Here is a 24,168-nt window from a genome sequence, read left to right as displayed (position 1 = left end):
ACTGATATCGGTTATAAAAAGAAAAAGCGTCTAGCTAAATCAGGAAAAGACATCACCCTCTGGGGGAACTCCCTTTACCCCTAGGGAAACTCCTTTTACAATAGGCGGTAAAGGTCTTTACAATATGGGGTAAAGGGCGTTACAATATAAGGTAACGGCTTTTACATACCGCGGTAACGGCTTTTACATTAGCTGGTAAATAGCAGGTAAATACAATGTGCTGATAGTTAGTGTTATGACCGCTTTTGTCTTTCGTATAGTATGTCCGTAACTTGGATTATTTATAGCAATCCTTCGTCGTTGAAGCTGTAATGGCTTCCGTCCGTGACGATGACGTGGTCGGTCAGGTGTATGTTCATGGTTTGGGCGGCTTTCCTCACGAGTTCCGTCAGCCGCTGGTCGTCGTTGCTGGGGTGCGGGTTGCCGGAGGGATGGTTGTGGATAAGGGCTATCTGTGTGGCGCGTTGCAGCAGGGCTTCGCGCAGGATGCTGCGTACGTCGGCGGTGGTCTGGTCGATGCCGCCGCGGCTGATGCGTACCTTGTCTATCACTTTGGCGGCGTGGTTCATAAGCAGTACCCAGAATTCTTCTGTGGCAAGGTCGCAGAGCAGGGGATGGAACAGCTCGTAGATGTCGGCGGAAGAGCGGATGGCGGTACGTCCGGAGCGTTCCTGCAGCTTGCGGCGTTTGCCCAGTTCCAGGGATGCCATGACGGTGATGCTTTTGGCGGGGCCCATGCCTTTGAATCGGGAGAAGTCCCGCACCTCCCATTTGCCCAGGCGGTTGAGGTCGTTGCCGCAGGCGGCGAGTATGCGCTGCATCAGTGTCACGGCGGTTTCTTCCGTATTGCCGGAGCCGATGAGGATGGCTAGCAGTTCGGCATCGCTCAAGGCTTCCGCCCCTTTCTGCATCATCTTTTCCCGCGGGCGGTCCTCTGCAGCCCACTGGTTGATATTCAGTTTCTCCATATCATCCCTAATCCTTAACCCCTAATCCTCCTTATTTGTAAAAGTTCTTTTTGAACGCCTCGAACTCGTCCTTGCCAAGTATGCAGCGGTTCCACCAGGCGCGCAGGAACCCCGTCCCGTATCCGATGAGCTGGATGAAGGAGGCGGCGACGGAGTAGAGCCCGATGCTGAGGCTACGGTTCCGGATAGTGGAGTCCATGCATACCAGAAGCGCATAAAGAGCGATGGGCAGCAGGCTGTACGGGCAGAAGGGCGTTCCCAGCAGGAATATGGCCACTCCCAGGGTAAATGCGGCCGGCAGCAGGTGGACGAGCTTCAGTGATTCCGGATACTTCTTGTACAGATTGATGCGGGCAATCCCGGAATTGTGTACCTGCTTGAAGAACTTCCGGAAGTCTGTCCGGCGCTTATGGTATACCCAGGCACCGGGGAACAGCCGGCATGTATATCCTCCCTTGAAGATTCGGATGCTGAAGTCGATGTCCTCCCCGAAGCGCATCCGCGAGAATCCGCCCAGGGCTTGGTACACTTCCCGCCGCACACCCATGTTGAAGCTGCGCGGATAGAACTTGTCCATCTTCTTCTTCCCCCCACGGATACCGCCGGTGGTGAAGAAGGAGGTCATGGAGTAGTTGATGGCTTTCTGTATGTCTGTGAATGATTCGTGCGCGCGGTCGGGGCCTCCGAAGGCATCGGCGGCTTCGTGCTGCAGCTCTTCTTCCACAGCAAGGAAATAACCTTCGGGCAGGATGCAGTCCGAGTCCAGTATTATCAGGTATTCGCCCTTGCTTCGTTCCGCCCCGTAGTTACGGGTCTGCCCGGGGCCGGAGTTGGGCTTGTCATAGTAATGCACGTCCAATAGTTCCTGATACTTCTCTGTGACCGGCTTGCAGGGGATGGAGGAGCCGTCCTCCACCACAATCACTTCAAAATCCTTGAAACTTTGCCGCGTCAGGCTTTGCAGCAGTTCGTCTACCTCATCGGGGCGGTTGTATACGGGGATGATGACGGAGTATCTCATGGGTATGGCTCTATGTTTTGGTTATCTCCGCAAAGATATATCATTTAAGCTTTGCAGATGAATAAATGGAAAGAAAAATCCCCGGATGCCAAGTGGAGCACCGGGGATGATATGAAAAGGGCATTTGCCTGATTTCCAAAAGGGCTTATGCTTTTACGCGGCTTACGTAAGAACCGTCGCGCGTATCGATTTCGATAGTCTCGCCTTCGTTGATGAACAAGGGGACGCGGACTGTGGCGCCGGATTCTACTGTGGCGGGCTTCAGCGTGTTGGTGGCTGTGTCGCCTTTCAGTCCCGGCTCCGTATAGGTAATCTTCTGCTGAACCTTGATGGGCACATCAGCATAGAGTACGGTTTCTGTAGAAGCGTCTGATACCACGTCTACTATCATTCCTTCGAGCAGGAAGTCAACACCGTTGATGAGGTCGTGGGCGATGGGAATTTGGTCAAAAGTCTCCTGGTTCATGAATTGGTAGTTGTCACCGTCATGATAGAGGTATTGGTGGGGACGACGTTCTACACGTACGTCTTCCAGTTTCTCACCGATGTTGAAACGGCGTTCCAGAACGTAACCGTTCACCACGTCTTTCAGCTTGGTGCGCATGAAAGTATTACCTTTTCCCGGCTTTACATGCAGGAAGTCGATACAGAAATACAGCTTGCCGTCCATACGGATGCAAGTTCCGATTTTAATGTCTTGGGCATTAATCATACTTATAGTCTTTAATATTATTATATTGGTATTTACTTCGTTAGTGCTGGTTTGCGAGTGCAAAAGTAATGGAAATCGGTAAAAAACACAAAAACTTTTGAGAGAAAATGAGTTATCTCTTGGTTTATTTGAAAAAAGTATCTATTTTTGCAGCCCGAATTCGTGAGAATAATAACATAAAACAAGATACAGTAATGAAAAGAACATTTCAACCCTCGAACAGAAAGAGAAAGAACAAACACGGTTTCCGTGAGAGAATGGCTACAGCAAACGGCCGCAGAGTATTGGCAGCACGTCGTGCTAAAGGCAGAAAGAAACTGACTGTTTCTGACGAATACAACGGAGTAAAGGCATAATAGTCGTTCTCGTTCGTATTAAAGAAATAAGGGAGCTGCAAAAGACTGATTCTGGTCTTTTGCAGCTTTTCTTATGTATTGTGCCCGCTTCTCCGGAAAAAACTATTGCCAACTCCGTGTACTATGTGGTGAAAATTGTATCTTTGTCCCAAATAATGCATTATCGATTATGACAATAAAAGATTTTTTCTCTTTCCGGCAGAACCGGTTCTTCTGGGCGAACATACTTGCGATGGCCGTTGTGGTAGTGGGATTGCTGTTCGGAGTGCTGAAAGGACTGGATATATATACCCGCCACGGCGAGGCTGTGATAGTGCCCGATGTGAAGGGCATGGGAGTGGAGGAAGCCGAGAAAATGTTCCGTAACCGCGGCTTGGTCTGCATCGTTTCGGATTCCAGTTATGTCAAGACTCTTCCTGCCGGCTGCATCCTCGAATATAATCCGGCAGCCGGACAAAAGGTAAAGGAAGGACGTACCATCTATCTTACAATCAATACGATTGAAGTCCCTCTGCACATAGTACCCGATGTGGCGGACAACAGTTCGCTGCGGCAGGCGGAAGCGCGTATTCTGGCTTCGGGCTTCAAGCTGGCCGAGATACAGTATATTCCGGGTGAGAAGGACTGGGTGTATGGCGTGAAGTATAAGGGCCGTCAGCTTTCCATCGGCGAGAAAGTGCCCACCGGCGCAGTGCTGACGCTGATGGTGGGAGATGGAGGCGCCTTGAAGGCAGACTCCCTGGGAGTGGATGCCGTGGGAGGTACCGTTGAACCCGTGTTGTCCGAAGACTCCGCGGCAGATGAGTCCTGGTTCTGATAAACATCTGACTCCAATCGTAAATTGTAAATAGTCAAATTGTAAATGCCGTGATGATAGAAGAATTGCCGGATGATATAGATAATGATGAGCTGGACGACGTAGAGCCGGTGGGTGACGAGGCGCAACTCTATGAACACTTCCGTGTGGTGGTGGACAAGGGGCAGGAGATGATGCGGGTGGACAAGTATCTGTTCGACCGCTTGACGAACTCCTCGCGTAATCGCATCCAGAAGGCTGCCGATGCAGGCTTCGTGATGGCGAACGGCAAGGCTGTGAAAAGCAGCTATAAGGTGAAGCCGATGGATGTAATCACTGTGATGATGGACCGTCCACGCTATGAGAATGAAGTCATCCCCGAAGACATCCCCCTTGATATAGTATATGAGGACAAGTATCTGATGGTAGTGAACAAACCTGCCGGTCTGGTGGTGCACCCCGGTCATGGCAACTATCACGGTACGCTTGTCAACGCCATAGCCTGGCATATGAAGGATAATCCCGATTATGATGCCAATGACCCGCATGTGGGACTGGTGCACCGCATCGACAAGGACACCTCCGGCCTGCTGGTGATAGCCAAGACTCCGGATGCCAAGACGAATCTCGGCAACCAGTTCTTCAACAAGACGACAAAACGCCGTTACCGGGCGCTGGTCTGGGGAAATGTGGAGCAGGATGAAGGGACCGTTGTCGGCAATATCGGTCGTAATCCCAGAGACCGCATGCAGATGACCGTCCTCCCCGACGACCAGGGAAAGCATGCCGTCACCCATTACCGGGTGCTCGAACGTTTGGGATACGTCACACTGGTGGAATGTATCCTTGAAACGGGACGCACCCATCAAATCCGTGTGCACATGAAGCACATCGGACACATACTTTTCAACGACGAACGTTACGGTGGACACGAAATCCTGAAAGGAACCCACTTCGCTAAATACAAACAATTTGTAAACAACTGCTTCGACACTTGTCCGCGGCAGGCATTGCATGCCATGACGCTGGGGTTTGTGCATCCCGTCACCGGAGAAGAAATGTACTTCACTTCGGAATTGCCCGATGACATGACCCGGCTGATAGACAAATGGAGAGGCTATATCAGTAACAGAGAATTAGAATGAAACGCACGATTGCTATTGTAGCCGGAGGAGATACCTCCGAATTCCACGTCTCCCTGCGTAGTGCACAGGGGATTTACTCCTTCATCGACAAGGAGAAGTATACCTTATATATTGTAGAAATGCACGGACTGGACTGGCATGTACAGCTGCCCGACGGCGCTAAGGCTCCGGTAGACCGCAATGACTTCAGCTTCGTGCTGGATGGCGAGAAAGTGACATTCGACTTTGCCTATATCACCATCCACGGAACTCCGGGTGAGGACGGCCGTCTGCAGGGCTATTTTGATATGCTCCACATCCCTTATTCGTGTTGCGGAGTACTGGCAGCGTCGCTCACGTACGATAAGTTTGCCTGCAACCAGTATCTGAAAGGTTTCGGTGTGCGCATTGCCGAATCGTTGTTGCTGCGCGGCGGACAGTCGGTGACGGATGAAGATGTGATGGAGAAAATCGGTCTGCCTTGCTTCATTAAGCCCAGCTTGGGAGGTTCCAGCTTCGGCGTGACCAAGGTGACGGCGAAAGAGCAAATACAGCCTGCCATAACCAAGGCATTTGCGGAAGCGCAGGAAGTACTGGTGGAGGCCTTTATGGACGGAACCGAGATTACCTGCGGCTGTTACAAAACAAAAGACAAGTCCGTAGTGTTCCCCATTACGGAGGTGGTGAGCCACAACGAGTACTTCGATTATGAAGCTAAGTATAATGGTGCGTCTGACGAGATTACTCCCGCCCGCATCTCGGACGATTTGACCCGCCGGGTGCAGACGCTGACTTCTGCCATTTATGATATACTCGGGGCTTACGGCATTATCCGTGTGGACTATATCATTACCGAAGGGGAAAAAATCAATCTGCTGGAGGTGAATACCACCCCCGGAATGACTGCCACCAGCTTTATTCCCCAGCAGGTTCGTGCTGCCGGAATGGAGATGAAGGATGTAATGACAGATATTATAGAAAACAAGTTTAAGGATTAATCATTATTCATTATGAATGCGAACGTGGAATTTGATGAAATCCGTCCTTATCATGATGAGGAACTTCCTCAAGTCTATGAGGAACTGATTGCCGATGCGGCGTTCCGGCAGGCAGTGGATACTGTGATGCCTGGTGTACCTTTTGAAGTCTGGTCGCAGAAAATGCGCGCGTGTAAAACCAAGCTGGAATTTCAGAAGACCTTCTGCTATGGGCTTCTGTGGAAATTGGCGAAGGAGGCTACGGATGGATTGACTTTGGACCATACCGCGTTGCCGGCAGACAAGTCGGCGGCGTATACCTATATCTCCAATCATCGCGACATTATTCTCGATTCCGGTTTCTTGTCCATTCTTTTGGTAGACCAGGGTATGGATACGGTAGAGATAGCCATTGGCGACAACCTGCTTGTCTATCCGTGGATTAAGAAATTCGTGCGTGTCAACAAGTCCTTCATCGTGCTGCGTGCGTTGACCATGCGCCAGATGCTGGAGGCTTCCGCACGCATGTCCCGCTATATGCATTATACCATCAGTGAGAAGAAACAGTCTATCTGGATTGCACAACGTGAAGGGCGTGCCAAGGACTCCAACGACCGCACGCAGGACAGTGTGCTGAAGATGCTGGCAATAGGCGGTGAAGGCGACGTCATTGACCGCTTAATGGAAATGAACATAGCTCCGCTTGCCATTTCCTATGAATACGACCCTTGCGACTTCCTGAAAGCGCAGGAGTTCCAACTGAAACGGGACATTGAAGGCTATAAGAAAACGACGGCTGACGACTTGCTGAATATGCAGACCGGACTGTTCGGCTATAAAGGGCGGGTACATTTCCAGACGGGTGCCTGCATGAATGATGAATTGGCGAAGATAGACCGCTCGCTTCCGAAGCCCGAACTCTTTGCACGCATGTCTGCACTGATAGACAAACGCATTCATGCCAGCTACCGGATGTATCCCAATAATTATGTGGCGCACGACCTTCTCGAGGGGAAGGAGGATTTTTCCGGCCATTACACTGCCGGGGATAAGCAGCGCTTCACGGCCTATATAGAACAACAGTTGGAGCGTATCTCCATTCCTAATAAGGACGTGGACTTCCTGCGCGGAAAAATGCTGCTGATGTATGCCAACCCGTTGAAGAATTATCTGGCGGCTATAAAAGAATGAATACATGAAGAAGTACTGTGATTGGTGGCTTTTGCCTTTGTTGGCCTGTCTGTTGACTGGTTGTGGCGATGATGATTATCATTATCCTTCCGTGAAGCTGGAGTTCCTGACTGCCTTTTCGGGGGCTGACGGCTATCTGCAGTCTGTTGTGACGGATGAAGGGGAAACCTTGCCGGTAGTGGAGGACAAGACAAAGACGAACATAGAGGCAAACGCCTCGGTACGTGTCATCAGTAATTATGCTTCGGAGGTAACTGCCGATGGAACTGCCGGTGCGGTGCTGTATGCCTTGAGCGGTGTTCTTTCTGTCGCTCCCCAAACGGCCGACAAGTTCGAGGAGGGCGTCAGGACAGACCCTACTGATGTACTGGGTATCTGGATGGGACTCGACTATCTCAATATGACACTGATAGTCAAGGAGAATGGTGAACATAAGTTCCATTTTATTGAGGATGAAGTGATTGTGGATACTGCTACCGGGTGTAGTGAAGTATATCTGACGCTGTATCATGACGCAAAGGAGGAGGTGGTGTCTTATACCAGGCGTGCCTACGCTTCCGTACCTTTGCGGCAGTATGCGGCAGAGGGTATACAGAAGGTTATGGTTCATTTCAGTGTGCACACTTATTCCGGTGACATCAAGACTTACGATTTTGTTTATAACCCTGACTAAAATGAAATATTCGATGAAGACATTGTTCGCGGGCTTTTGCCTCGTTTTTACCACCCTCTTTTCCTGCCAGCAGAAGGAGGGACAGTTCAAGTCTGTTTCGGTAGATGACTTTTCCACATTGATAGCCAATCCGGAGGTGCAGCTTCTGGATGTGCGTACTGTTGCCGAATACTCGGAAGGACACGTGCCCCACAGTATCAATATCAATGTATTGGATGAGTCGTTTGAAACGATGGCCGACTCCACTCTGCAGAAGGACAAACCGGTTGCAGTATATTGTCGTAGTGGTAAGCGTAGTAAAAAGGCCGCTGCCATACTGAGCAAAAAAGGATATATAATCTATGACCTTGACAAAGGTTTCATCGGTTGGGAAGAAGCGGGCAAGGAAGTGGAAAAGTAATAGCGGTGCAGCTGAAATGCATTTGTTATAATTTCTTTTTAGGCGCGGATTACGCGGATTTCACGGAAAAATTTGAGAAAAGAATCCGCGTTTTCCGCGTAATCCGCGCCTAAAAAGAATAAAGTAGTCTTGTCCTCTGGTTAGAGGCTTTCAAGCAGTCTCTTCAGCACCACTGTTGCTGAAATCTCCCGGTTGGCCGCTTCGGGGATTACGATGGACTGCGGGCTTTCTATCACATCATCCGTCACAATCATGTTGCGTCGAACCGGCAGGCAGTGCATGAAGTAGGCATTGTTGGTAACGGCCATCTGGCGCTCGCCTACTGTCCAGGTGCGGTCTTTGCTCAATATTTGTCCGTAGTTGTCGCCTGTATAGGCCGCCCAGTTCTTGGCATAGACAAAATCGGCTCCTTCAAAAGCTTTCATCTGGTCATATTCTACGCGGGCATTTCCTACGAACTTGGGGTCGAGTTCATAACCTTCGGGATGTGTAATCACAAAGTCATAATCAGTTGCATTCATCCATTCGGCAAAGGAGTTGGGGACAGCCTGGGGCAATGGACGCGGATGTGGAGCCCATGTCATCACTACTTTGGGGCGTGCCGTCTTCTTATATTCCTCAATGGTTATCAGGTCGGCAAAACTCTGCAGCGGATGGCGTGTGGCAGCCTCCATGGAGAATACCGGCCGGCCGGAATGCTTGATGAACTGCTCCAGTATCACTTCGTTGTAATCGTCTTCCTTATTTTCGAAGCGTGCAAAAGAACGTACGCCGATGACGTCGCAATAGCAGCCCATCACGGGAATGGCTTCCAGTAAGTGTTCCGGTTTGTCACCGTCCATGATGACACCACGCTCTGTCTCCAGTTTCCAGGCTCCCTGGTTGATGTCCAGTACAATTACGTTCATGCCCAGATTCAATGCAGCCTTCTGTGTACTGAGGCGGGTACGCAGGCTGGAGTTGAAGAAAATCATCATCAGCGTTTTGTTACGTCCCAGTTCCACATATTTGAAACGGTCTTTTTTAATCTCGAATGCTTCGTCCAGTGCAGACTTCAGGTTACCGATGTCCTGCACGCAAGTAAAGTTCTTCATATTTACAGTCTTTTTAGTGTATCTATATCTTTGTTATTCGGCTGTCAAGGTCTGGTCTGTCCGGAACCTTCGACAATCCATTTGTATGTGGTGATTTCTTCCAGAGCCATCGGACCGCGGGCGTGCAGCTTCTGTGTGCTGATGCCGATCTCGGCACCGAGCCCGAATTGTGCGCCGTCGGTGAAAGAGGTCGGCGCATTGACGTATACACAAGCAGCGTCCACTTCCCGACAGAACCATTCGGCACGTGTCTTGTCGTCCGTAATGATGCATTCGCTATGTTTGGAACCGTACTTCCGGATATGTGCCAATGCTTCCTGGAAAGAATTCACGGTTTTAATGGCCATCTTGTAGTCCAGGAACTCTCTGCCGTAGCAGTCTTCAGTGGCAAGTCTCAACAGCTCGACGGGATATTTGTCACGCAGACTGTGGTAGGCGGGTTCATCGGCAAATATCTCTACATTGCTTGATTGCAGCGGCAGGCATAGGTCGGGCAAATTAGCCAGGCTGTCGGCTTCGATAATCAGGCAATCCAAAGCGTTGCATACACTGACCCGGCGTGTCTTTGCATTGGCAATGATAGATGGACCTATGCTTATATCGCCATAGCGGTCGAAGAACGTATGGCATACGCCGGCACCTGTCTCTATAACCGGTACTGTGGCATTCTGGCGTACGAAGTTTATCAGGCTGCTGCTGCCGCGCGGAATTATCAAATCTACATAATCGTTGGCATGCAGTAGTTCGGCAGTCGCCTCTCTGTCGGCAGGAAGCAGTTCCACGATATGTGTATCTACGTTGAAATGCTCCAGTACCTCGTGTATCACGCTGATTATGGCACGGTTGGAATAGTCTGCATCGCTTCCGCCTTTCAGAATACAGGCATTGCCGCTTTTAAGGCAGAGTGAGAATACATCGAAACTGACGTTGGGACGGGCTTCGTAGATAATGCCTATGACACCGAAAGGTACACTGACCCTTTTTATCTTCAATCCGTTGGGTAATACGTTCTCTTTAAGGACTTTTCCCAAAGGAGAAGGGAGGGCGGCTACGTTGCGGATGTCCGCAGCGATGTCCTGCAAACGGCTTTTTGTCAGTTTTAGGCGGTCGTATTTAGGGTCGGTAGAAGGCATACGCTCCAAATCCTTCTGGTTTTCACTCAGAATGAAGTCTGTTTTGTTTATGGCAGCGTCTGCAACAGCCAGTAATATTTGGTTGATTTCTTTGTCGCTCAACGCTAGCATGTTACGGCTGGCATCTTGTACGGCGACAAAAGTTTTGTTTAAGTTCATTTTCTTACTGAGTATAGAGTGATAAATATGCAAGTATGAATATCGTGGATAGTATCCGTCTGTGGCCTATTCTATATATAGGTAGTCGTAGTGCACTACGGGTTTCTTTCCATGTTTTCCCATTGTTTCCCGTGCCTGGCTGGAGTCACAGTTGGCTTTTCCCACACCGATGGGTTTACCGCCGAAGTCGATAATCCGTACGATGTCGTCCTTCTCGAACTCGCCTATAACGTCAGTGATGCCTACCGGTAGGATGCTTACTGCTTTGTCCGAGAAGAGCAGTTCGGTGGCACAATGATTGATGTGCAGTTCGCCTTTGGCAAACCCTTCGCTGTGCGCAATCCATTTCTTGATGCTCGATACCGGTTCCGGAGACGGAATGAAACGGGTATAGTTTAATTCTTCATTATTCATTATTTTCACAAGGATGTTGTCCCGCTTCCCGTTGGCTATGATTACTGTGATGCCCTCATCCGCCACTTTGCGGGCAATGTTGGTTTTTGTCAGCATGCCGCCGCGTCCGAAGCTGGACTTGGAAGTTTGTATGTAGGAGGAGAGGTCTTTGCCTTGTTCTATTTCACGGATGACTTGAGACTCCGGGTCGGCGGGTGAACCGTTGTAGATACCGTCTATATTGCTGAGAATGATTAGTGCCTGGGCATCCATCATGGAGGCTATCAGGCCGGACAGCTCATCGTTGTCGGTGAACATCAGTTCGCTCACGGAGATGGTGTCGTTCTCATTGACAATAGGAATGACGCCGTTCTCCAGCATTACGGTCATACAGTTTTTCTGGTTGAGGTAATGGCGGCGGGTGGAAAAGTTCTCTTTCATTGTGAGCACTTGTCCCACGGGGATGCCATGCTCCCGGAACAGCTCGTAGTAGCGGTTGATGAGTTTGGCCTGCCCTACAGCGGAAAAGAGCTGGCGCTGGTCTACGCTGTCCAACTTCTTGGTGGGGCGCACTTCACTACGTCCCGAAGCAACGGCTCCGGAAGAAACAAGTATTATTTCTATGCCGGCCTTGTGCAGCTCGGCTATCTGGTCCACCAAAGCGGACATGCGGGTGACGTCGAGAGTGCCGTCACGACGTGTTAAAACATTGCTGCCTACCTTGACAGCAATTCTATTGAAATCAATCTCCATTTTCTCTCTTTTCGTATTCACGGACTACTTCCATGGCGGCTTCGTAGTCCTTCTCATTGACGAGAACGGAAACATCTACCGCAGTGGCAGGCAGTACAACGTTTACTACCATTCCGTCTTTTGTTACAGCTTCAATATCACTATTTCCCAGCAGGCTCTTTACGAGTTCTGCTTCCCACGGTGAACCGGTGAACACCTCAACGAGTTTGCTTTTGTCTTCTTCTTTCATGATGGTATGAATTTAGAGGTTTCTGTCTTACAAATATAACAAATGTTTTTGTTTTAATGTTTAATGCTGACGAATTTATAGTTCAATCCTCTCAACTCTTATCGATTCATTCAGGAAAGTAGAAGCCGATTCTGTGAATTTCTCCTCCGATTCCGTGGTGCGGTAGACGCATCTTCCACCTTTGGTACATTTTTTGTCCATTTCCGGATGACGGTGAAGATAGTCTTTCAGACTGTCTGCCACCAGTTCCCCTTGGGTGACGGTAGTGATGCCGTCGGGCATGTATTGTTGTATCTTAGGCAGCAGCAACGGGAAGTGCGTGCAGCCCAGAATGACGGTGTCTATCTGCGTGTCTTTGGCCAGCAGGTTGCCGATGTTTTTGCGTATGAAGTAGTCAGTACCCTCACCTTGTGCCTCATTGTTTTCTACGAGGGATACCCATAGAGGGCAGGCTTCACCGCTCACTTTGATGTCGGGGAAGAGTTTATGCACTTCCAGCGGATAGGATTCAGACTTGATGGTTCCTGCCGTGGCAAGCACTCCCACATGGCGGCTTTGGGTAATGTTCCCTATGCATTCTACGGTTGGGCGGATTACTCCCAACACACGGCGCATAGGGTCGAGGCGAGGCAAATCATTCATTTGTATGTTGCGCAGAGCTTTTGCCGAAGCTGTATTGCATGCCAGAATGACGAGGTGACAACCCATCTCGAACAGTTTGGTGACTGCCTGTAAAGTGAATTCATAGACAATCTCGAACGAGCGGGTCCCGTAAGGCGCACGTGCGTTGTCGCCCAGGTAAATGTAGTCATATTGGGGAAGAGCTTCCCGTATCTTGCTTAGGATGGTCAGTCCGCCATATCCGGAATCGAATATTCCGATGGGACCGGCTGCAGAAGGTAATGTCTGTTTCATGCTTTCTAAAGACTATGTACCATGCAAAGATAATTCAAATTTCTCAGTAATGTATAAAAAATAAGCGCGGATAAAACTATCCGCGCTTGCTTTATCATAAATAATTCTATTATTTAATGCCCAATTGTGTTTTAACTTTGGCAGTTACATCAACGCTCTGTGCTCCTACGAAAGGTATCGGGGTACGGGCCAAGTCGAAAATGTAGACAACACCTTCAGTTTTGCCGACAGCTTGGATGGCTTCGTCCAGTTTCTTATAGATGGGAGCCATAGCATCTTGCTGTGCTTTCTGCATACTTTGATAAGCTTCTTGTTGGAACTGTTCTTGACGTTGAGCCATATCCTGCAACTCTTTCTGACGTCTTTCTGCAATGTTTTTCGGCAGAGAGTCGGCTTGTGCCAGGAATTCTTGGTACTTCTTTTGGAATTCTTCGTTGGTACGCTGCATTTCATCCTGGTATTTTTTAGACATGGCGTCCAAGTCAGCTTGGGCTTTGGTAAATTCAGGCATAACAGCGATTACATCTTGAGAATTCATGTGAGCGAATTTAGCTTGCGCCATAGCTCCCAGCGGGAGGGCGAACATAACTACGAGTAGTGCGATTTTTTTAAGCATAATGTTTATTATTTATTTGAATGATTATTCGTCGGGGACAAATATAGCGCAAACTGAACGCAATACAAAATAAGCTCGCTTATTTTTAATCCAGAATGCAGTCTATATTCTGAAACAAATGTATGAAATTAATTTGAATATCCCAGTTTTGCAAGTACTTCATTGCTGACGTCAATACTCGGCGAGGCAAAAATGATACTTGATGCGGAAGCACGGTCTACAACTACCGCATATCCGTTCTGTGTCGCAATTTCCTTTACAGCATTGTATATTTCATCTTGAATGGGTTGCATCAGACTTTCACGTTTTTTATACAGTTCGCCTTCCGGACCGAAGTATTTGCGGCGCAGTTCGGCTGCTGATTTCTCTTTAGCGACAATCTCTTCTTCCTTTTTACCTCTCTGTGTTTCAGAAAGGGAAGCAATCTGAGACTGATAGTTCTTGTACAGAGTCTTGGCTTCTTCGGAAATCTTTTCGACTTCACTCTGCCATTGTCTGGAGGCTTGCTCCAGTTGTTCATTGGCACGTTCGTAGGCAGGAATATTTTCCAGGATATATTCCATGTCAATCAAGGCGAACTTCTGTGCATTGGCTGTTATACTTACTGCAAACAGCGTAAAAAGGATCAATAAACTCTTCTTCATAACGATACTGCATTAATTGTCAATTATCAATTGTCCATTGCTTAGAATTCCTGTCCCAGGATGAAGTGGAACTGGCTGCCGCCATATTGCGAGGAACCCATTATTTTGTCGAAACCGTAAGCCCAGTCGATACCCATCATACCAATCATCGGGAGGAAGATGCGGACACCGACACCGGCTGAACGTTTCAATTCGAACGGGTTGAACTTATTGACATCATGCCATGCATTACCGGCTTCCACAAACGTTAACGCATAAATACTGGTACTTGTTTCGAGCATCAAAGGATATCTTAATTCCAGTCCGAGACGTGTATAGGCATAACCTTCAGAACCGTATGGAGTCAATGAGCTGTTCTCATAACCACGGAGGGCGATACTTTCTGTAGCATAGCTGGAGTAGCCGGTCATACCGTCACCACCCACGTCAAACGTTTCGAACGGAGACTTTTTGTATTTGTTGTAGTGTCCCAGCAAACCGAATTCTACACGTCCCATCAGCACCGGAGTACGTTTGACGGTAATCGGGTCCATCAACGGGATGTAGACTTTGGATTTGAATTTCCACTTGTGGTATTCAATCCACTTGTGCATCTTGTTCATGTCTTCCTGGCTGCTGGTGCTGTACTTGCTGTAATCGGTACCGTCGAACAGAGAGAAAGGCGGTGTGATTTGTGCAGACAACGAGAACTCGGAACCTTGGCGCGGATAAATCGGGTTGTCGATAGAGCTACGGGACAAGGTCAGGTTGAGGCTGAGGTTATTACACTTACCGTTGGTAACCGGGAAGTACTGCCAGTCACTCAGAACATAGCGTTGGTAAGACAACTCGGCTGTGAACTGGAAGTAGTCATCCGGCCACTTCAAACGCTTACCGAACATCACTGCAAGACCATACATCTGGATAGATTTGTCCGGGTCGTAATAATTCTCGTAGTTGTTGTAATTGCCGTAGTTGTACATACCGTAGCCATACATACCGCTATAATAGCTGTTGTAATAGCTGTTCATGTAGGCTGAATTGTAATAACGGCTACTGATGTCGGTCTGGCGGGAATAGAAAGCCGATACGGAGAATGCATTCGGGCGTTTACCGCCAAACCACGGGTCGTAGAATGAAACGCTGTATGACTGATAGTATTTGGCATTGGTCTGGCCGCTGATGGTCAATGTCTGACCATCGCCTTGCGGGAGGATACCGCGGTAGTTCTCACCCGGATGCAGCAGGTTGGACAGAGAGAAGTTGGTGAACTTCAGACTTAACTTACCGATAATACCCGTTTGTCCCCAACCGGCGGAGAACTCTACCTGGTCGTTGGCTTTGGATACAAGGTCATAACCGATGTCTACCGTGCCGTCTTCCGGTCTCGGCTGGATGTCGGGCTGGATTTGTTCGGGGTCGAAGTGTCCCATCTGCTGGATTTCACGCATGGAACGCATCAGGTCTTCACGGCTGAAGAGTTCGCCCGGACGGGTACGGAGTTCACGGCGTACTACGTTTTCATACAAACGGTCGTTACCGTTGATGCTGACTTTATTGATGGTAGCCTGGCGACCTTCGTAGATACGCATTTCCAGGTCGATGGAGTCGCCCACGATGTTTACTTCCACCGGTTCGAGGCTGTAGAACAGATAACCGTTGTTGTAATAAAGGTTACCGATGGCATCGTCATCGGTCATTGTACGCTCTTCAAGTAACTTTTGGTTGTAGACATCACCCTTCTTCATCTGGAGGAGGAAGTTCAGTTGTTCGGAAGGATACAGTGTGTTACCTACCCAGGTTACATTGCGGAGATAGTATTTCTGTCCTTCCTCAATCTGCATGAAGATGTCTACCGTGCGGTCATCGTAGGGCTTGATACTGTCTGTCACGATGATGGCGTCACGATAACCCAGTTCGTTGTATTTGTCGATAATCAGCTGTTTGTCCGCTTCGTAGTTGTCCTCAATGAATTTCTTGGTGCGGAACAGATTGAGCAGCTTGCCCTTTTCGTTTGTTTTCTTCATCACACGCTTCAGCTTCTTGGTCGTGAGGGCCTCGTTGCCTACAATGGTGATTTGATGTACTTTCACTTTCTCCTTCTTGTCGATGTCGATGTTGACAATCACTTCATTCTTCTTTTCCGGATCATCACGTTGGGTGATGATTACATCTGCATTCTTGAAGCCCTTGTCGTCAAAATAGCGCTTTATCAAGGTCTTGGCGCGGTCCACCAGATTAGGTGTAATCTGACCGCCCTTTATCATGCCGATTCTGCTTTCCAGGTCTTCACGCTCTGACTTCTTCACACCGTTGTAGCGTATGTCGGAAACACGCGGACGCATGGTCAGATGAATGGTCAGCCAAATTTGGTCGCCTTCAATCTTGTCTGCTGTAATTTCCACGTCAGAGAACAGACCGTGGCGCCAGTAGCGCTTACAAGCTTGTGTAATCTCGTCACCCGGCACGGTGATAGTCTGCCCTTTGGATAGTCCGGACAATCCGACAATTACATAATCCTCATAGTTCTGGGCTCCTTCGACCTTAATGTCGGCTATTTCATACTTCTTGGGTGTTCCCGAATAGAGTATAACCGGCTTTTCGGTTTCATCGGTGTTGTTTACGTCCTGTGCTGCTGTTGTCAGTGCGCAGCCGAAAAGGCAGACAAACGTTACGAGTATGGAGAAAATACGATAGTGCATCTTTTTATTTACTATTTTACAATTTACTATTTACTATTTGTGTGTCCGGTGATTAATTGATTTGCTCGCTGGTCTTGCCGAACCTGCGTTCGCGTTTCTGATAGTCACATATGGCTTTGCGTAATTCTTCTTCACGGAAGTCGGGCCAATAGGTATCACAGAAATAAAGTTCCGAATAGGCGCATTGCCAGAGCATGTAGTTACTAAGGCGGAGCTCTCCTCCGGTACGTATCAGCAGGTCGGGGTCGGGCATGAAGTGGGTTGTCAGATGACGGGATATGAGCTCACTGTCGATTTGTTCGGGTTTCAGCTCACCTTTCTGTACCAGGTCGGCTATTTGCCGGGCAGCTTCCGTTATTTCCCAGCGGGAAGAGTAGCTCAATGCCAGTACCAGGCACATTCCCGTGTTGTGGGAGGTGTGTGCCACGCAAGTGTTGAGCCGTTGCTGTACGTTGGCAGGCAGTTTTTCAATATCTCCTATTACCCGGAAACTGATATTGTTCTTCATGAACGTCTCTTCCTCTATGGAGTCGAAGAGCAATCCCATCAAGGCGGCTACCTCGTCCGACGGACGATTCCAGTTCTCGGTAGAGAACGTATATAAAGTAAGGTATCTGACTCCTAATTTAGCGGCTTCCTCTGCAATGACGTGCACAGTCTCTGCGCCGGCCTGATGTCCATAGCTGCGTTCGTGTCCACGCTGCTTGGCCCACCGTCCGTTACCGTCCATGATAATCGCCACGTGCTGGGGTATCCGGTTTAGATCGATTTCTTCCTTATATGACATCATTATTATTGTATTTCGAAGCCCAATCTGTTAAGACGTCCGCGCCATACTTCATTCTTGGTGCCGTTACCGCCGAATATCACCCAAATGAAGTCCCGTTTGTCTGCCGGGGCCACAGTTTTGTCTTTCGTCGGTTCCACTATAATGGAGTACGCGCCTTTCCCTTTGAATTCCTGGGGTAGCAGGAACTTGGTTTCTGTCTTGCTCCACGCAATGCCTGTGATGGAGTTGTAGATGGCGTCAAGTTCTCCTCCAAAGCAATAGAACATGTCGCCATAGTACATAATGGCAGGGTTGACCATGCCGGGACAAGATGTGTCGTACACCGTGTTAGCCAGGCTTGCCCAGCCTTTGCCGTCCAATGAGAACCAGGGTATTGTCTCTTGTTCGTTGGCCAGCGGCATTCCTGCCAGAACCACCTTCTCTACACCATTGCCGGTGTTGGTCTGGGTGGTGGATATGTTTTCGGTAGGGAATCCTGCCGGGACTTCCTCAAGGGTAAGGTTGTCAGCCGTGTTTTCCGCTTCCCAATTCTTTCCGTCTTTACAGATGTTGAAATATTGCTTTCCGTTGATTTCCACAATACCCGAGAGCCGGTCGGAGAAACCATTGATGAGGACTATGACATTGTCTCCCAATGTAGTGACTTCTGTCCAGGCGCCGCCGTTGGTAGAGCTGAATACTCTTTTGCTTTCTGTAACCATATAAAGCGCATTGTTATACTCTACGGCAGATGTCAGCTTTACGTCTGAGGGGAGGTTGCTGACATTGACTTTACTCCAGTTGTATTTATCGGGCGCAGTCGATGTCTTGTAAGCAGTACTGTTGGAAGTGTAGACAAATAGTTCGTCTCCCAGTACAACCGCTTTTTGCTGACCTAAATTGATGGTATTGGAGAATATATTCCCCCTTTTCTGCATGTCTGTCCATACGAGTGAGTCCGGGTCTTGCAGGTGTACATTAACTTTCAATTTATATTCGCGGACTGTAACACCGTCGGCGGCATGTGCTTTGAACAGCATGCCGGCATCGTTATTCATGGCGGGTCTCAAATCCACGGAGTCCGACATGACGAATACCGTGTCGGTAGGCGAGCCTGAAGTTATCCAACCGGTAACGGTCATAGTATCAATCAGAATACGGTCAATGATGGTATCTGAACCTACGGGCAATGAATCTCTGTTATAGATGAGTCTATTGAGCTGGTCAATTGTAAATTTGTAATGTTTGCCATGTATGGTATCGATACCAAAAGCATGTATAGTAGCATCGGAGCTGAATTCATAATTGTCGTCAGAGTCAAGGCATGAACTTAGAGCAAATGACACAATAAGAAAACTCACAATTACTGATAGAAACTTTATTCTCATTTTGAAAGTTAGTGTTTATTTACAAGTTGCAAAAATAGGAACATTTTTTTCTATAAACAGCTTTACGGGGAAGTTTTATATAAAATTATAGATAATATCCCCCTTTTTCTCGATAAAAAAGCCCTGAAATGAGGCTATTGACTGTTTCTTGAGGCCGTATAATGGCGAAAACTCCTGCCGAAAGAATACTCTGTTGCAAATGGATATCCGTCACTGATTTCGGGTGCTTTGACGCCGGAATGAAGAAGGTGCGGAGCTTCTTCCACAAAGATTTCGTCCCACAATCCGGCATCAATGAAGGATTGGAGCGTTTGGCTGCCACCCTCTACCAAAAGGGATTGTAATCCGCGTGTATACAGCATTTCCATGATTTCGGGGAGTATATTCTGCCGGTAGTCGCTGACTGGCAGATATTCTACATTCGGTAGCGGAGCGTGCGGGATTTCTGTAAAAACGAGGGTCGGCACGCTACCGTCAAATAGGTGAAGGCTGGGGGATAGCTTTTGTTGCCGGTCCAGCACGATACGTACCGGTGAACGACCATACCAATGGCGGACATTCAGGCCGGGATTGTCCAGTTCAGCCGTACGGGTACCTACTAATATGGCACTGTGCTCTGCCCGTTTCTTGTGTACCAGCATCGAAGTCAGCGGGCTGGAGAGGATAACCGGTTTACCGTCCGTGCGGGAGTAATCGATATATCTGTCAGAAGATTCCGCCCATTTTAGGGTGATGTAGGGGCGTCGCAAAGTATGGAAAGTGATGAACCTGCGGATGAGCTGCCGACATTCTGTTTCCAGCACTCCGACAATAACTTCACGTCCGGCATCCTTCAGTTTCTGTATGCCTCGGCCCGCAACCTTAGAAAAAGGGTCCCGGCACCCGATGACGATGCGTGGAATCTGCTTCTCGATGATGAGGTCTGCACAAGGGGGAGTTTTGCCATAGTGCGAACACGGTTCCAGGCTGACATAGATGGTGGAACGTTTCAGCAGGGACGTGTCTTTCACGGAACGGATGGCGTTGACCTCGGCGTGGGCTTCTCCACAGCGCACATGGTATCCCTCGCCTATGATTTTCCCGTCACATACTATTACCGCTCCCACCATCGGGTTGGGTGCTGTATTGCAAAGTCCGTTTTGTGCCAGTTGGATGCATCGCAGCATATATTTCTCTTCTTCTGAATTCATATCCTTGCTTGTCTTTTGGTTGAATAATCAAAATTAATGATTACTTTTGCAGCCCGAATAAAACCGGACTCCGAATGAATGTAACCGTTTCACATATCCGCAGTGCTTTGCAGGAGTGCTATCCTCCCCGGGAGGCAGCCAATCTTTCCCGTATTGTCTGCTGTGAAATGTTAGGTCAGAGTCATATTGACTATTACCTGGGCAAAGATATGATTTTATCTCCAAAGGATGAAAAGGAATTGGAAAGCATTCTTTCCCGTCTGTGCAATTTTGAGCCCATACAGTATGTGCAGGGTACTGCCCGTTTCCTGGGACGTACTTTTCGGGTGGCTCCGGGGGTGCTTATTCCCCGTCCCGAAACGGAAGAACTGGTGGAGAGGATGCTGGAGGAAGTCGCTCCGGCTTCCCGTATTCTCGACATTGGCACTGGAAGTGGGTGTATTGCCGTCACTTTGTCTAAAGAGTTGCCGGAAGCGGAAGTAACTGCTTGGGACATTTCCGGAGAAGCTCTTGCCATAGCCGGCGACAATAACCGCCTTTTGCAGACCTCCGTACAATTTGTACAGCGTGATGTCCTGACGTATCAACCGGCTGAGGATGAGTACTTTGATGTAATCGTCAGTAATCCGCCTTATGTTACGGAAACAGAAAAGAAGGACATGGAGCCAAATGTCTTGAACTGGGAACCTTCGGGAGCTTTGTTTGTTCCAGACAGCGACCCGCTCCGTTTCTATCGGCGTATAGGTGAACTGGGACGGAGCATGCTGACGGTCGGCGGCCGACTCTATTTTGAAATCAACCGGGCATTTGGAGAGGCTGTCGCTTCGATGCTTCGCAAGCAAGGCTATACGAATGTCCGTATCCGAAAAGATATTTCCGGCAACGACCGGTACGTAATTGCAGAACGATGATAGAAATAACTGAAACTGAAGCTTTGAACAGAGTGGCGGCATATTGCTCCACTGCCGAGCATTGCCGGGCGGAGATTGCGGAGAAACTGCAACGCTGGGGCATTGCCTATGATGCCATAGACCGTATCATCAACCGTCTGGAACAAGAGAAGTACATTGATGAAGAGCGCTTCTGCCGTGCTTTCATCAACGACAAATACCGTTTTGCCAAATGGGGCAAGATGAAGATAGGGCAGGCGCTCCAGTTGAAAAAGATATCTTCATCTGTCTATTGGCCCTATTTGAACGAGATTGATGAGGAGGAATACCACGCCGTCTTGCAGAAACTGCTGGCGGCAAAGCGTAAAAGCGTCCGTGCCGAAAGTGAGTATGAGTTGAATGGCAAACTGGTGCGTTTTGCCTTGAGCAGGGGGTTCGAAATGAAGGATATATGTCGTTGCATAGAGGTTTCTGAGGAAAATGACTACTCCGAATGAAAATTATCGGCTTTCTCTTTTTTATTCTCATTCTGTTTCCGTATTTTTGTGCCATATTTATCATATATAGATTAGTTTTGCTATGAAAACTTTAGAAAGATTGTTTGCAGAGAAGTTGCTGAAGATAAAAGCGATTAAACTACAACCGGCTAACCCGTTCACTTGGGCATCCGGATGGAAGTCTCCGTTTTATTGTGATAACCGCAAAACCCTTTCTTATCCTTCTCTCCGTAATTTCGTAAAGATTGAAATTACGCGTCTGATTTTGGAACGTTTCGGACAGGTGGATGCCATTGCCGGTGTGGCAACGGGAGCTATCCCGCAAGGTGCCTTGGTGGCCGATGCATTGAACTTGCCGTTTGTATATGTACGCTCCACTCCGAAAGACCATGGACTGGAGAATTTGATTGAAGGTGAACTTCGTCCCGGTATGAAGGTGGTAGTCGTGGAAGATTTGATTTCTACGGGTGGAAGCAGTTTAAAGGCTGTAGAAGCTATCCGCCGTGACGGATGTGAGGTCATCGGTATGGTGGCTGCCTATACTTATGGTTTCCCGGTTGCCGAAAAGGCTTTCAAGGATGCCAAGGTGCCTTTGGTGACGCTGACCAATTACGAGGCTGTGATGGAAGTGGCACTGCGTACGGGCTATATCGAGGAAGAAGATGTGGAGACTCTGAATGAATGGCGTAAAGACCCTGCACATTGGGAATCTGGTAAATAAGAACTTATTTGTAAAAATGTTAATATGGATAAAAGAGCCATTCGGATAGATTCTGTCCGGATAGTTCTTTTTTCTTTTTGAATACGATTGATTATGACGAAATTTGAGAGTGGAGTGAAAGTTGTACCGGCTTCACAAGAAGCTGTTTATGAAAAGCTTTCCGACCTGAGCAATCTGGAGAAGGTGAAAGACCGTTTGCCTGAAGACAAAGTGAAGAACTTGAGTTTTGATGCGGAGAGCATGACGATAGAGGTGGCTCCCGTAGGAAAGATTACGTTGCAGATTGTGGAGAAGGAACCTTGCAAGTGTATCAAGTTTGCAACAACCACTTCACCGCTGCCCTTCAATCTGTGGATACAGATTGTACCCGTCACCGAAACCGAATGTAAAATGAAACTGACCATCGGCATGGATATAAATCCGTTTATGAAGACCATGGTGCAGAAACCCTTGCAGGAAGGATTGGAGAAGATGGCAGATATGTTGGCGATGATACAATATTAATCACTAACCATTAATCATTAGAAACAACGTGGCTCAGAAACTTTGGGAAAAATCCGTTCAGGTAAATAAGGATATCGAACGCTTCACGGTAGGCCGTGACCGTGAAATGGACCTTTATTTGGCAAAGCACGATGTGCTGGGTTCCATGGCGCACATCACGATGCTCGAAAGCATTGGCTTGTTGACGAAGGAAGAACTGCGGCAATTGCTGGCCGAATTGAAGGAAATCTATGCGATGGCCGAGCGTGGAGAATTTGTGATAGAAGAGGGAGTGGAAGACGTTCACTCACAAGTGGAACTTATGCTGACGCGCAACTTGGGTGATATAGGTAAGAAAATACACAGCGGACGTTCGCGCAACGACCAGGTGTTGCTCGATTTGAAGCTCTTTACCCGTGCAGAGATAAAGGAGGTGGCGGAAGCTGTGGAGCAATTGTTCCATGTGCTGGTTATGCAGAGCGAACGCTACAAGGATGTACTGATGCCGGGTTATACACACTTGCAGATAGCCATGCCGTCTTCTTTCGGACTTTGGTTTGGGGCATACGCCGAGAGCCTGGTGGACGATATGATGTTCCTTCAGGCAGCTTTCAAGATGTGCAACCGCAATCCTTTGGGTTCTGCTGCGGGATACGGTTCCTCGTTCCCGCTGAACCGTACGATGACTACCCGTCTTTTGGGATTTGATTCCCTCAACTACAACGTAGTGTATGCCCAGATGGGGCGTGGCAAGATGGAGCGTAATGTAGCTTTCGCCCTTGCCAGTGTGGCCGGAACCATATCGAAATTGGCTTTTGACGCATGTATGTTCAACAGTCAGAACTTCGGTTTTGTGAAGCTGCCGGACGATTGCACTACCGGCTCCAGCATCATGCCTCACAAGAAGAACCCGGACGTCTTTGAACTGACGCGTGCCAAGTGCAACAAACTGCAATCCCTTCCCCAGCAGATTATGATGATAGCCAACAATCTTCCTTCCGGCTATTTCCGTGACTTGCAGATTATCAAAGAGGTCTTCCTGCCTGCTTTTCAGGAACTGAAAGACTGTCTGCAGATGACGACTTACATTATGAATGAAATCAAGGTGAACGAACATATTCTTGATGATGACAAGTATCTGCTTATTTTCAGTGTGGAGGAAGTCAACCGCTTGGCACGTGAAGGGATGCCTTTCCGCGATGCCTACAAGAAGGTGGGACTGGATATTGAAGCCGGAAACTTCTCGCACAGCAAAGAGGTGCACCATACCCATGAAGGCAGTATCGGAAACCTTTGCAACGATGAAGTCTCTGCCCTGATGCAGAAAGTGGTAGATGGTTTCAATTTTGAGACCATGCAAGCTGCGGAGAAAGAGTTGCTGGGCAGGTAAAAGGT

The 24,168-nt window shown here is 48.5% G+C and carries 26 protein-coding genes; 12 read left to right on the top strand and 14 right to left on the bottom strand.

Annotation, left to right across the window (positions count from 1 at the left end; genetic code table 11):
* Positions 1-281 precede the first annotated feature (281 nt).
* The 3 genes from radC to efp form a co-directional block, all read right to left on the bottom strand.
* On the bottom strand, positions 282-968 hold the full coding sequence (radC, locus tag DW039_RS16265) for a DNA repair protein RadC (protein WP_005825180.1): 687 nt from the start codon (positions 966-968) through the stop codon (positions 282-284).
* A gap of 31 nt (positions 969-999) precedes the next feature.
* Complete coding sequence (locus tag DW039_RS16260; protein ID WP_009037770.1) at positions 1,000-1,989, bottom strand: glycosyltransferase family 2 protein; 990 nt, start codon at positions 1,987-1,989, stop codon at positions 1,000-1,002.
* Between the two features lie 145 nt (positions 1,990-2,134).
* The gene (efp, locus tag DW039_RS16255; protein ID WP_005825176.1) at positions 2,135-2,701 is read right to left on the bottom strand and encodes an elongation factor P; all 567 of its coding nucleotides are present in this window, start codon (positions 2,699-2,701) and stop codon (positions 2,135-2,137) included.
* 194 nt (positions 2,702-2,895) lie between these two features.
* Between efp and rpmH the strand changes: the two genes are divergently transcribed.
* The 7 genes from rpmH to DW039_RS16220 all read left to right on the top strand — a co-directional run bounded on the left by rpmH (position 2,896) and on the right by DW039_RS16220 (position 8,218).
* Positions 2,896-3,057, top strand: a complete 162-nt coding sequence (gene rpmH, locus DW039_RS16250; RefSeq protein ID WP_004292199.1) for a 50S ribosomal protein L34 — start codon at positions 2,896-2,898, stop codon at positions 3,055-3,057.
* Positions 3,058-3,226: 169 nt separating this feature from the next.
* A complete protein-coding gene (locus DW039_RS16245) occupies positions 3,227-3,874 on the top strand; it encodes a PASTA domain-containing protein (protein WP_005825170.1) in 648 nt (215 codons plus the stop codon).
* A gap of 53 nt (positions 3,875-3,927) precedes the next feature.
* Positions 3,928-4,998: an RluA family pseudouridine synthase gene (locus DW039_RS16240; RefSeq protein ID WP_005834741.1), complete on the top strand. Its 1,071-nt coding sequence runs from the start codon at positions 3,928-3,930 to the stop codon at positions 4,996-4,998.
* Positions 4,995-5,975, top strand: coding sequence for a D-alanine--D-alanine ligase (locus DW039_RS16235; protein WP_044467600.1), 981 nt, complete (start codon positions 4,995-4,997; stop codon positions 5,973-5,975). The genes DW039_RS16240 and DW039_RS16235 overlap by 4 nt, the downstream gene beginning before the upstream one ends.
* 12 nt (positions 5,976-5,987) lie before the next feature.
* Positions 5,988-7,145 (top strand): hypothetical protein, encoded by a 1,158-nt coding sequence (locus DW039_RS16230; protein ID WP_044467601.1) that lies wholly within the window; start codon positions 5,988-5,990, stop codon positions 7,143-7,145.
* Positions 7,146-7,149: 4 nt separating this feature from the next.
* Positions 7,150-7,818: a NigD-like C-terminal domain-containing protein gene (locus DW039_RS16225; protein WP_044467602.1), complete on the top strand. Its 669-nt coding sequence runs from the start codon at positions 7,150-7,152 to the stop codon at positions 7,816-7,818.
* Between the two features lie 13 nt (positions 7,819-7,831).
* Entirely contained in the window at positions 7,832-8,218 is a 387-nt protein-coding gene (locus DW039_RS16220; RefSeq protein ID WP_034529412.1) for a rhodanese-like domain-containing protein, read from the top strand.
* A gap of 140 nt (positions 8,219-8,358) precedes the next feature.
* Here DW039_RS16220 and DW039_RS16215 read toward each other — a convergent pair whose 3' ends face one another.
* The 11 genes from DW039_RS16215 to ribD form a co-directional block, all read right to left on the bottom strand.
* On the bottom strand, positions 8,359-9,312 hold the full coding sequence (locus tag DW039_RS16215; RefSeq protein WP_005825157.1) for an acetylornithine carbamoyltransferase: 954 nt from the start codon (positions 9,310-9,312) through the stop codon (positions 8,359-8,361).
* 44 nt (positions 9,313-9,356) lie between these two features.
* Entirely contained in the window at positions 9,357-10,604 is a 1,248-nt protein-coding gene (locus DW039_RS16210; protein ID WP_005825156.1) for a glutamate-5-semialdehyde dehydrogenase, read from the bottom strand.
* 66 nt (positions 10,605-10,670) lie between these two features.
* A complete protein-coding gene (gene proB, locus DW039_RS16205) occupies positions 10,671-11,750 on the bottom strand; it encodes a glutamate 5-kinase (RefSeq protein WP_035449862.1) in 1,080 nt (359 codons plus the stop codon).
* On the bottom strand, positions 11,740-11,979 hold the full coding sequence (locus tag DW039_RS16200; protein ID WP_005825154.1) for a DUF2007-related protein: 240 nt from the start codon (positions 11,977-11,979) through the stop codon (positions 11,740-11,742). Before DW039_RS16200 ends, proB begins: the two co-directional genes overlap by 11 nt.
* Positions 11,980-12,054: 75 nt before the next feature.
* A complete protein-coding gene (gene murI / locus DW039_RS16195) occupies positions 12,055-12,894 on the bottom strand; it encodes a glutamate racemase (protein ID WP_005825152.1) in 840 nt (279 codons plus the stop codon).
* Positions 12,895-13,003: 109 nt separating this feature from the next.
* Complete coding sequence (locus DW039_RS16190; protein ID WP_005834750.1) at positions 13,004-13,510, bottom strand: OmpH family outer membrane protein; 507 nt, start codon at positions 13,508-13,510, stop codon at positions 13,004-13,006.
* 128 nt (positions 13,511-13,638) lie between these two features.
* Positions 13,639-14,154: an OmpH family outer membrane protein gene (locus DW039_RS16185; RefSeq protein WP_044468779.1), complete on the bottom strand. Its 516-nt coding sequence runs from the start codon at positions 14,152-14,154 to the stop codon at positions 13,639-13,641.
* 41 nt (positions 14,155-14,195) lie between these two features.
* Positions 14,196-16,835 carry an outer membrane protein assembly factor BamA gene (gene bamA / locus DW039_RS16180; protein ID WP_005825149.1) on the bottom strand — a complete coding sequence of 880 codons (2,640 nt, stop codon included), beginning with the start codon at positions 16,833-16,835 and terminating at the stop codon, positions 14,196-14,198.
* Between the two features lie 52 nt (positions 16,836-16,887).
* On the bottom strand, positions 16,888-17,622 hold the full coding sequence (locus DW039_RS16175; protein WP_005834753.1) for an isoprenyl transferase: 735 nt from the start codon (positions 17,620-17,622) through the stop codon (positions 16,888-16,890).
* A gap of 5 nt (positions 17,623-17,627) precedes the next feature.
* Complete coding sequence (locus tag DW039_RS16170) at positions 17,628-18,992, bottom strand: DUF6242 domain-containing protein (RefSeq protein ID WP_005834755.1); 1,365 nt, start codon at positions 18,990-18,992, stop codon at positions 17,628-17,630.
* 134 nt (positions 18,993-19,126) lie between these two features.
* Positions 19,127-20,182, bottom strand: coding sequence for a bifunctional diaminohydroxyphosphoribosylaminopyrimidine deaminase/5-amino-6-(5-phosphoribosylamino)uracil reductase RibD (gene ribD, locus DW039_RS16165; protein WP_005834757.1), 1,056 nt, complete (start codon positions 20,180-20,182; stop codon positions 19,127-19,129).
* Positions 20,183-20,256: 74 nt separating this feature from the next.
* On the opposite strand from ribD, the gene prmC reads away from it, so the two are divergent.
* From prmC to argH, 5 genes are all read left to right on the top strand, one after another.
* The gene (gene prmC, locus DW039_RS16160; protein WP_120382136.1) at positions 20,257-21,093 is read left to right on the top strand and encodes a peptide chain release factor N(5)-glutamine methyltransferase; all 837 of its coding nucleotides are present in this window, start codon (positions 20,257-20,259) and stop codon (positions 21,091-21,093) included.
* Complete coding sequence (locus DW039_RS16155; RefSeq protein ID WP_005825143.1) at positions 21,090-21,569, top strand: regulatory protein RecX; 480 nt, start codon at positions 21,090-21,092, stop codon at positions 21,567-21,569. Before prmC ends, DW039_RS16155 begins: the two co-directional genes overlap by 4 nt.
* 82 nt (positions 21,570-21,651) lie before the next feature.
* On the top strand, positions 21,652-22,290 hold the full coding sequence (gene pyrE, locus DW039_RS16150; protein ID WP_005825142.1) for an orotate phosphoribosyltransferase: 639 nt from the start codon (positions 21,652-21,654) through the stop codon (positions 22,288-22,290).
* Positions 22,291-22,383: 93 nt separating this feature from the next.
* Positions 22,384-22,794: an SRPBCC family protein gene (locus tag DW039_RS16145; protein WP_005825141.1), complete on the top strand. Its 411-nt coding sequence runs from the start codon at positions 22,384-22,386 to the stop codon at positions 22,792-22,794.
* A 28-nt stretch (positions 22,795-22,822) separates the two neighbouring features.
* The gene (gene argH / locus DW039_RS16140) at positions 22,823-24,163 is read left to right on the top strand and encodes an argininosuccinate lyase (protein WP_009037779.1); all 1,341 of its coding nucleotides are present in this window, start codon (positions 22,823-22,825) and stop codon (positions 24,161-24,163) included.
* Positions 24,164-24,168 lie beyond the last annotated feature (5 nt).

It is taken from the genome of Bacteroides sp. AF39-16AC, assembly GCF_003602735.1.
In the GTDB taxonomy this organism is placed as follows: Bacteria; Bacteroidota; Bacteroidia; order Bacteroidales; family Bacteroidaceae; genus Bacteroides; species Bacteroides uniformis.
Note: the sequence above shows the minus strand (reverse complement) of the source record. Positions and strands in the feature narration are given on the sequence as shown.

Coding starts and splice junctions, on each gene's coding strand:
- murI (WP_005825152.1), bottom strand. CDS start 12,894: ATGAAACAGACATTACCTTCTGCAGCCGGTCCCATCGGAATATTCGAT.
- DW039_RS16145 (WP_005825141.1), top strand. CDS start 22,384: ATGACGAAATTTGAGAGTGGAGTGAAAGTTGTACCGGCTTCACAAGAA.
- DW039_RS16260 (WP_009037770.1), bottom strand. CDS start 1,989: ATGAGATACTCCGTCATCATCCCCGTATACAACCGCCCCGATGAGGTA.
- DW039_RS16235 (WP_044467600.1), top strand. CDS start 4,995: ATGAAACGCACGATTGCTATTGTAGCCGGAGGAGATACCTCCGAATTC.
- radC (WP_005825180.1), bottom strand. CDS start 968: ATGGAGAAACTGAATATCAACCAGTGGGCTGCAGAGGACCGCCCGCGG.
- DW039_RS16230 (WP_044467601.1), top strand. CDS start 5,988: ATGAATGCGAACGTGGAATTTGATGAAATCCGTCCTTATCATGATGAG.
- DW039_RS16240 (WP_005834741.1), top strand. CDS start 3,928: ATGATAGAAGAATTGCCGGATGATATAGATAATGATGAGCTGGACGAC.
- pyrE (WP_005825142.1), top strand. CDS start 21,652: ATGAAAACTTTAGAAAGATTGTTTGCAGAGAAGTTGCTGAAGATAAAA.
- DW039_RS16245 (WP_005825170.1), top strand. CDS start 3,227: ATGACAATAAAAGATTTTTTCTCTTTCCGGCAGAACCGGTTCTTCTGG.
- DW039_RS16170 (WP_005834755.1), bottom strand. CDS start 18,992: ATGAGAATAAAGTTTCTATCAGTAATTGTGAGTTTTCTTATTGTGTCA.
- DW039_RS16185 (WP_044468779.1), bottom strand. CDS start 14,154: ATGAAGAAGAGTTTATTGATCCTTTTTACGCTGTTTGCAGTAAGTATA.
- efp (WP_005825176.1), bottom strand. CDS start 2,701: ATGATTAATGCCCAAGACATTAAAATCGGAACTTGCATCCGTATGGAC.
- DW039_RS16175 (WP_005834753.1), bottom strand. CDS start 17,622: ATGTCATATAAGGAAGAAATCGATCTAAACCGGATACCCCAGCACGTG.
- ribD (WP_005834757.1), bottom strand. CDS start 20,182: ATGAATTCAGAAGAAGAGAAATATATGCTGCGATGCATCCAACTGGCA.
- DW039_RS16220 (WP_034529412.1), top strand. CDS start 7,832: ATGAAGACATTGTTCGCGGGCTTTTGCCTCGTTTTTACCACCCTCTTT.
- bamA (WP_005825149.1), bottom strand. CDS start 16,835: ATGCACTATCGTATTTTCTCCATACTCGTAACGTTTGTCTGCCTTTTC.
- proB (WP_035449862.1), bottom strand. CDS start 11,750: ATGGAGATTGATTTCAATAGAATTGCTGTCAAGGTAGGCAGCAATGTT.
- DW039_RS16225 (WP_044467602.1), top strand. CDS start 7,150: ATGAAGAAGTACTGTGATTGGTGGCTTTTGCCTTTGTTGGCCTGTCTG.
- DW039_RS16200 (WP_005825154.1), bottom strand. CDS start 11,979: ATGAAAGAAGAAGACAAAAGCAAACTCGTTGAGGTGTTCACCGGTTCA.
- DW039_RS16155 (WP_005825143.1), top strand. CDS start 21,090: ATGATAGAAATAACTGAAACTGAAGCTTTGAACAGAGTGGCGGCATAT.
- prmC (WP_120382136.1), top strand. CDS start 20,257: ATGAATGTAACCGTTTCACATATCCGCAGTGCTTTGCAGGAGTGCTAT.
- DW039_RS16215 (WP_005825157.1), bottom strand. CDS start 9,312: ATGAAGAACTTTACTTGCGTGCAGGACATCGGTAACCTGAAGTCTGCA.
- DW039_RS16210 (WP_005825156.1), bottom strand. CDS start 10,604: ATGAACTTAAACAAAACTTTTGTCGCCGTACAAGATGCCAGCCGTAAC.
- rpmH (WP_004292199.1), top strand. CDS start 2,896: ATGAAAAGAACATTTCAACCCTCGAACAGAAAGAGAAAGAACAAACAC.
- DW039_RS16190 (WP_005834750.1), bottom strand. CDS start 13,510: ATGCTTAAAAAAATCGCACTACTCGTAGTTATGTTCGCCCTCCCGCTG.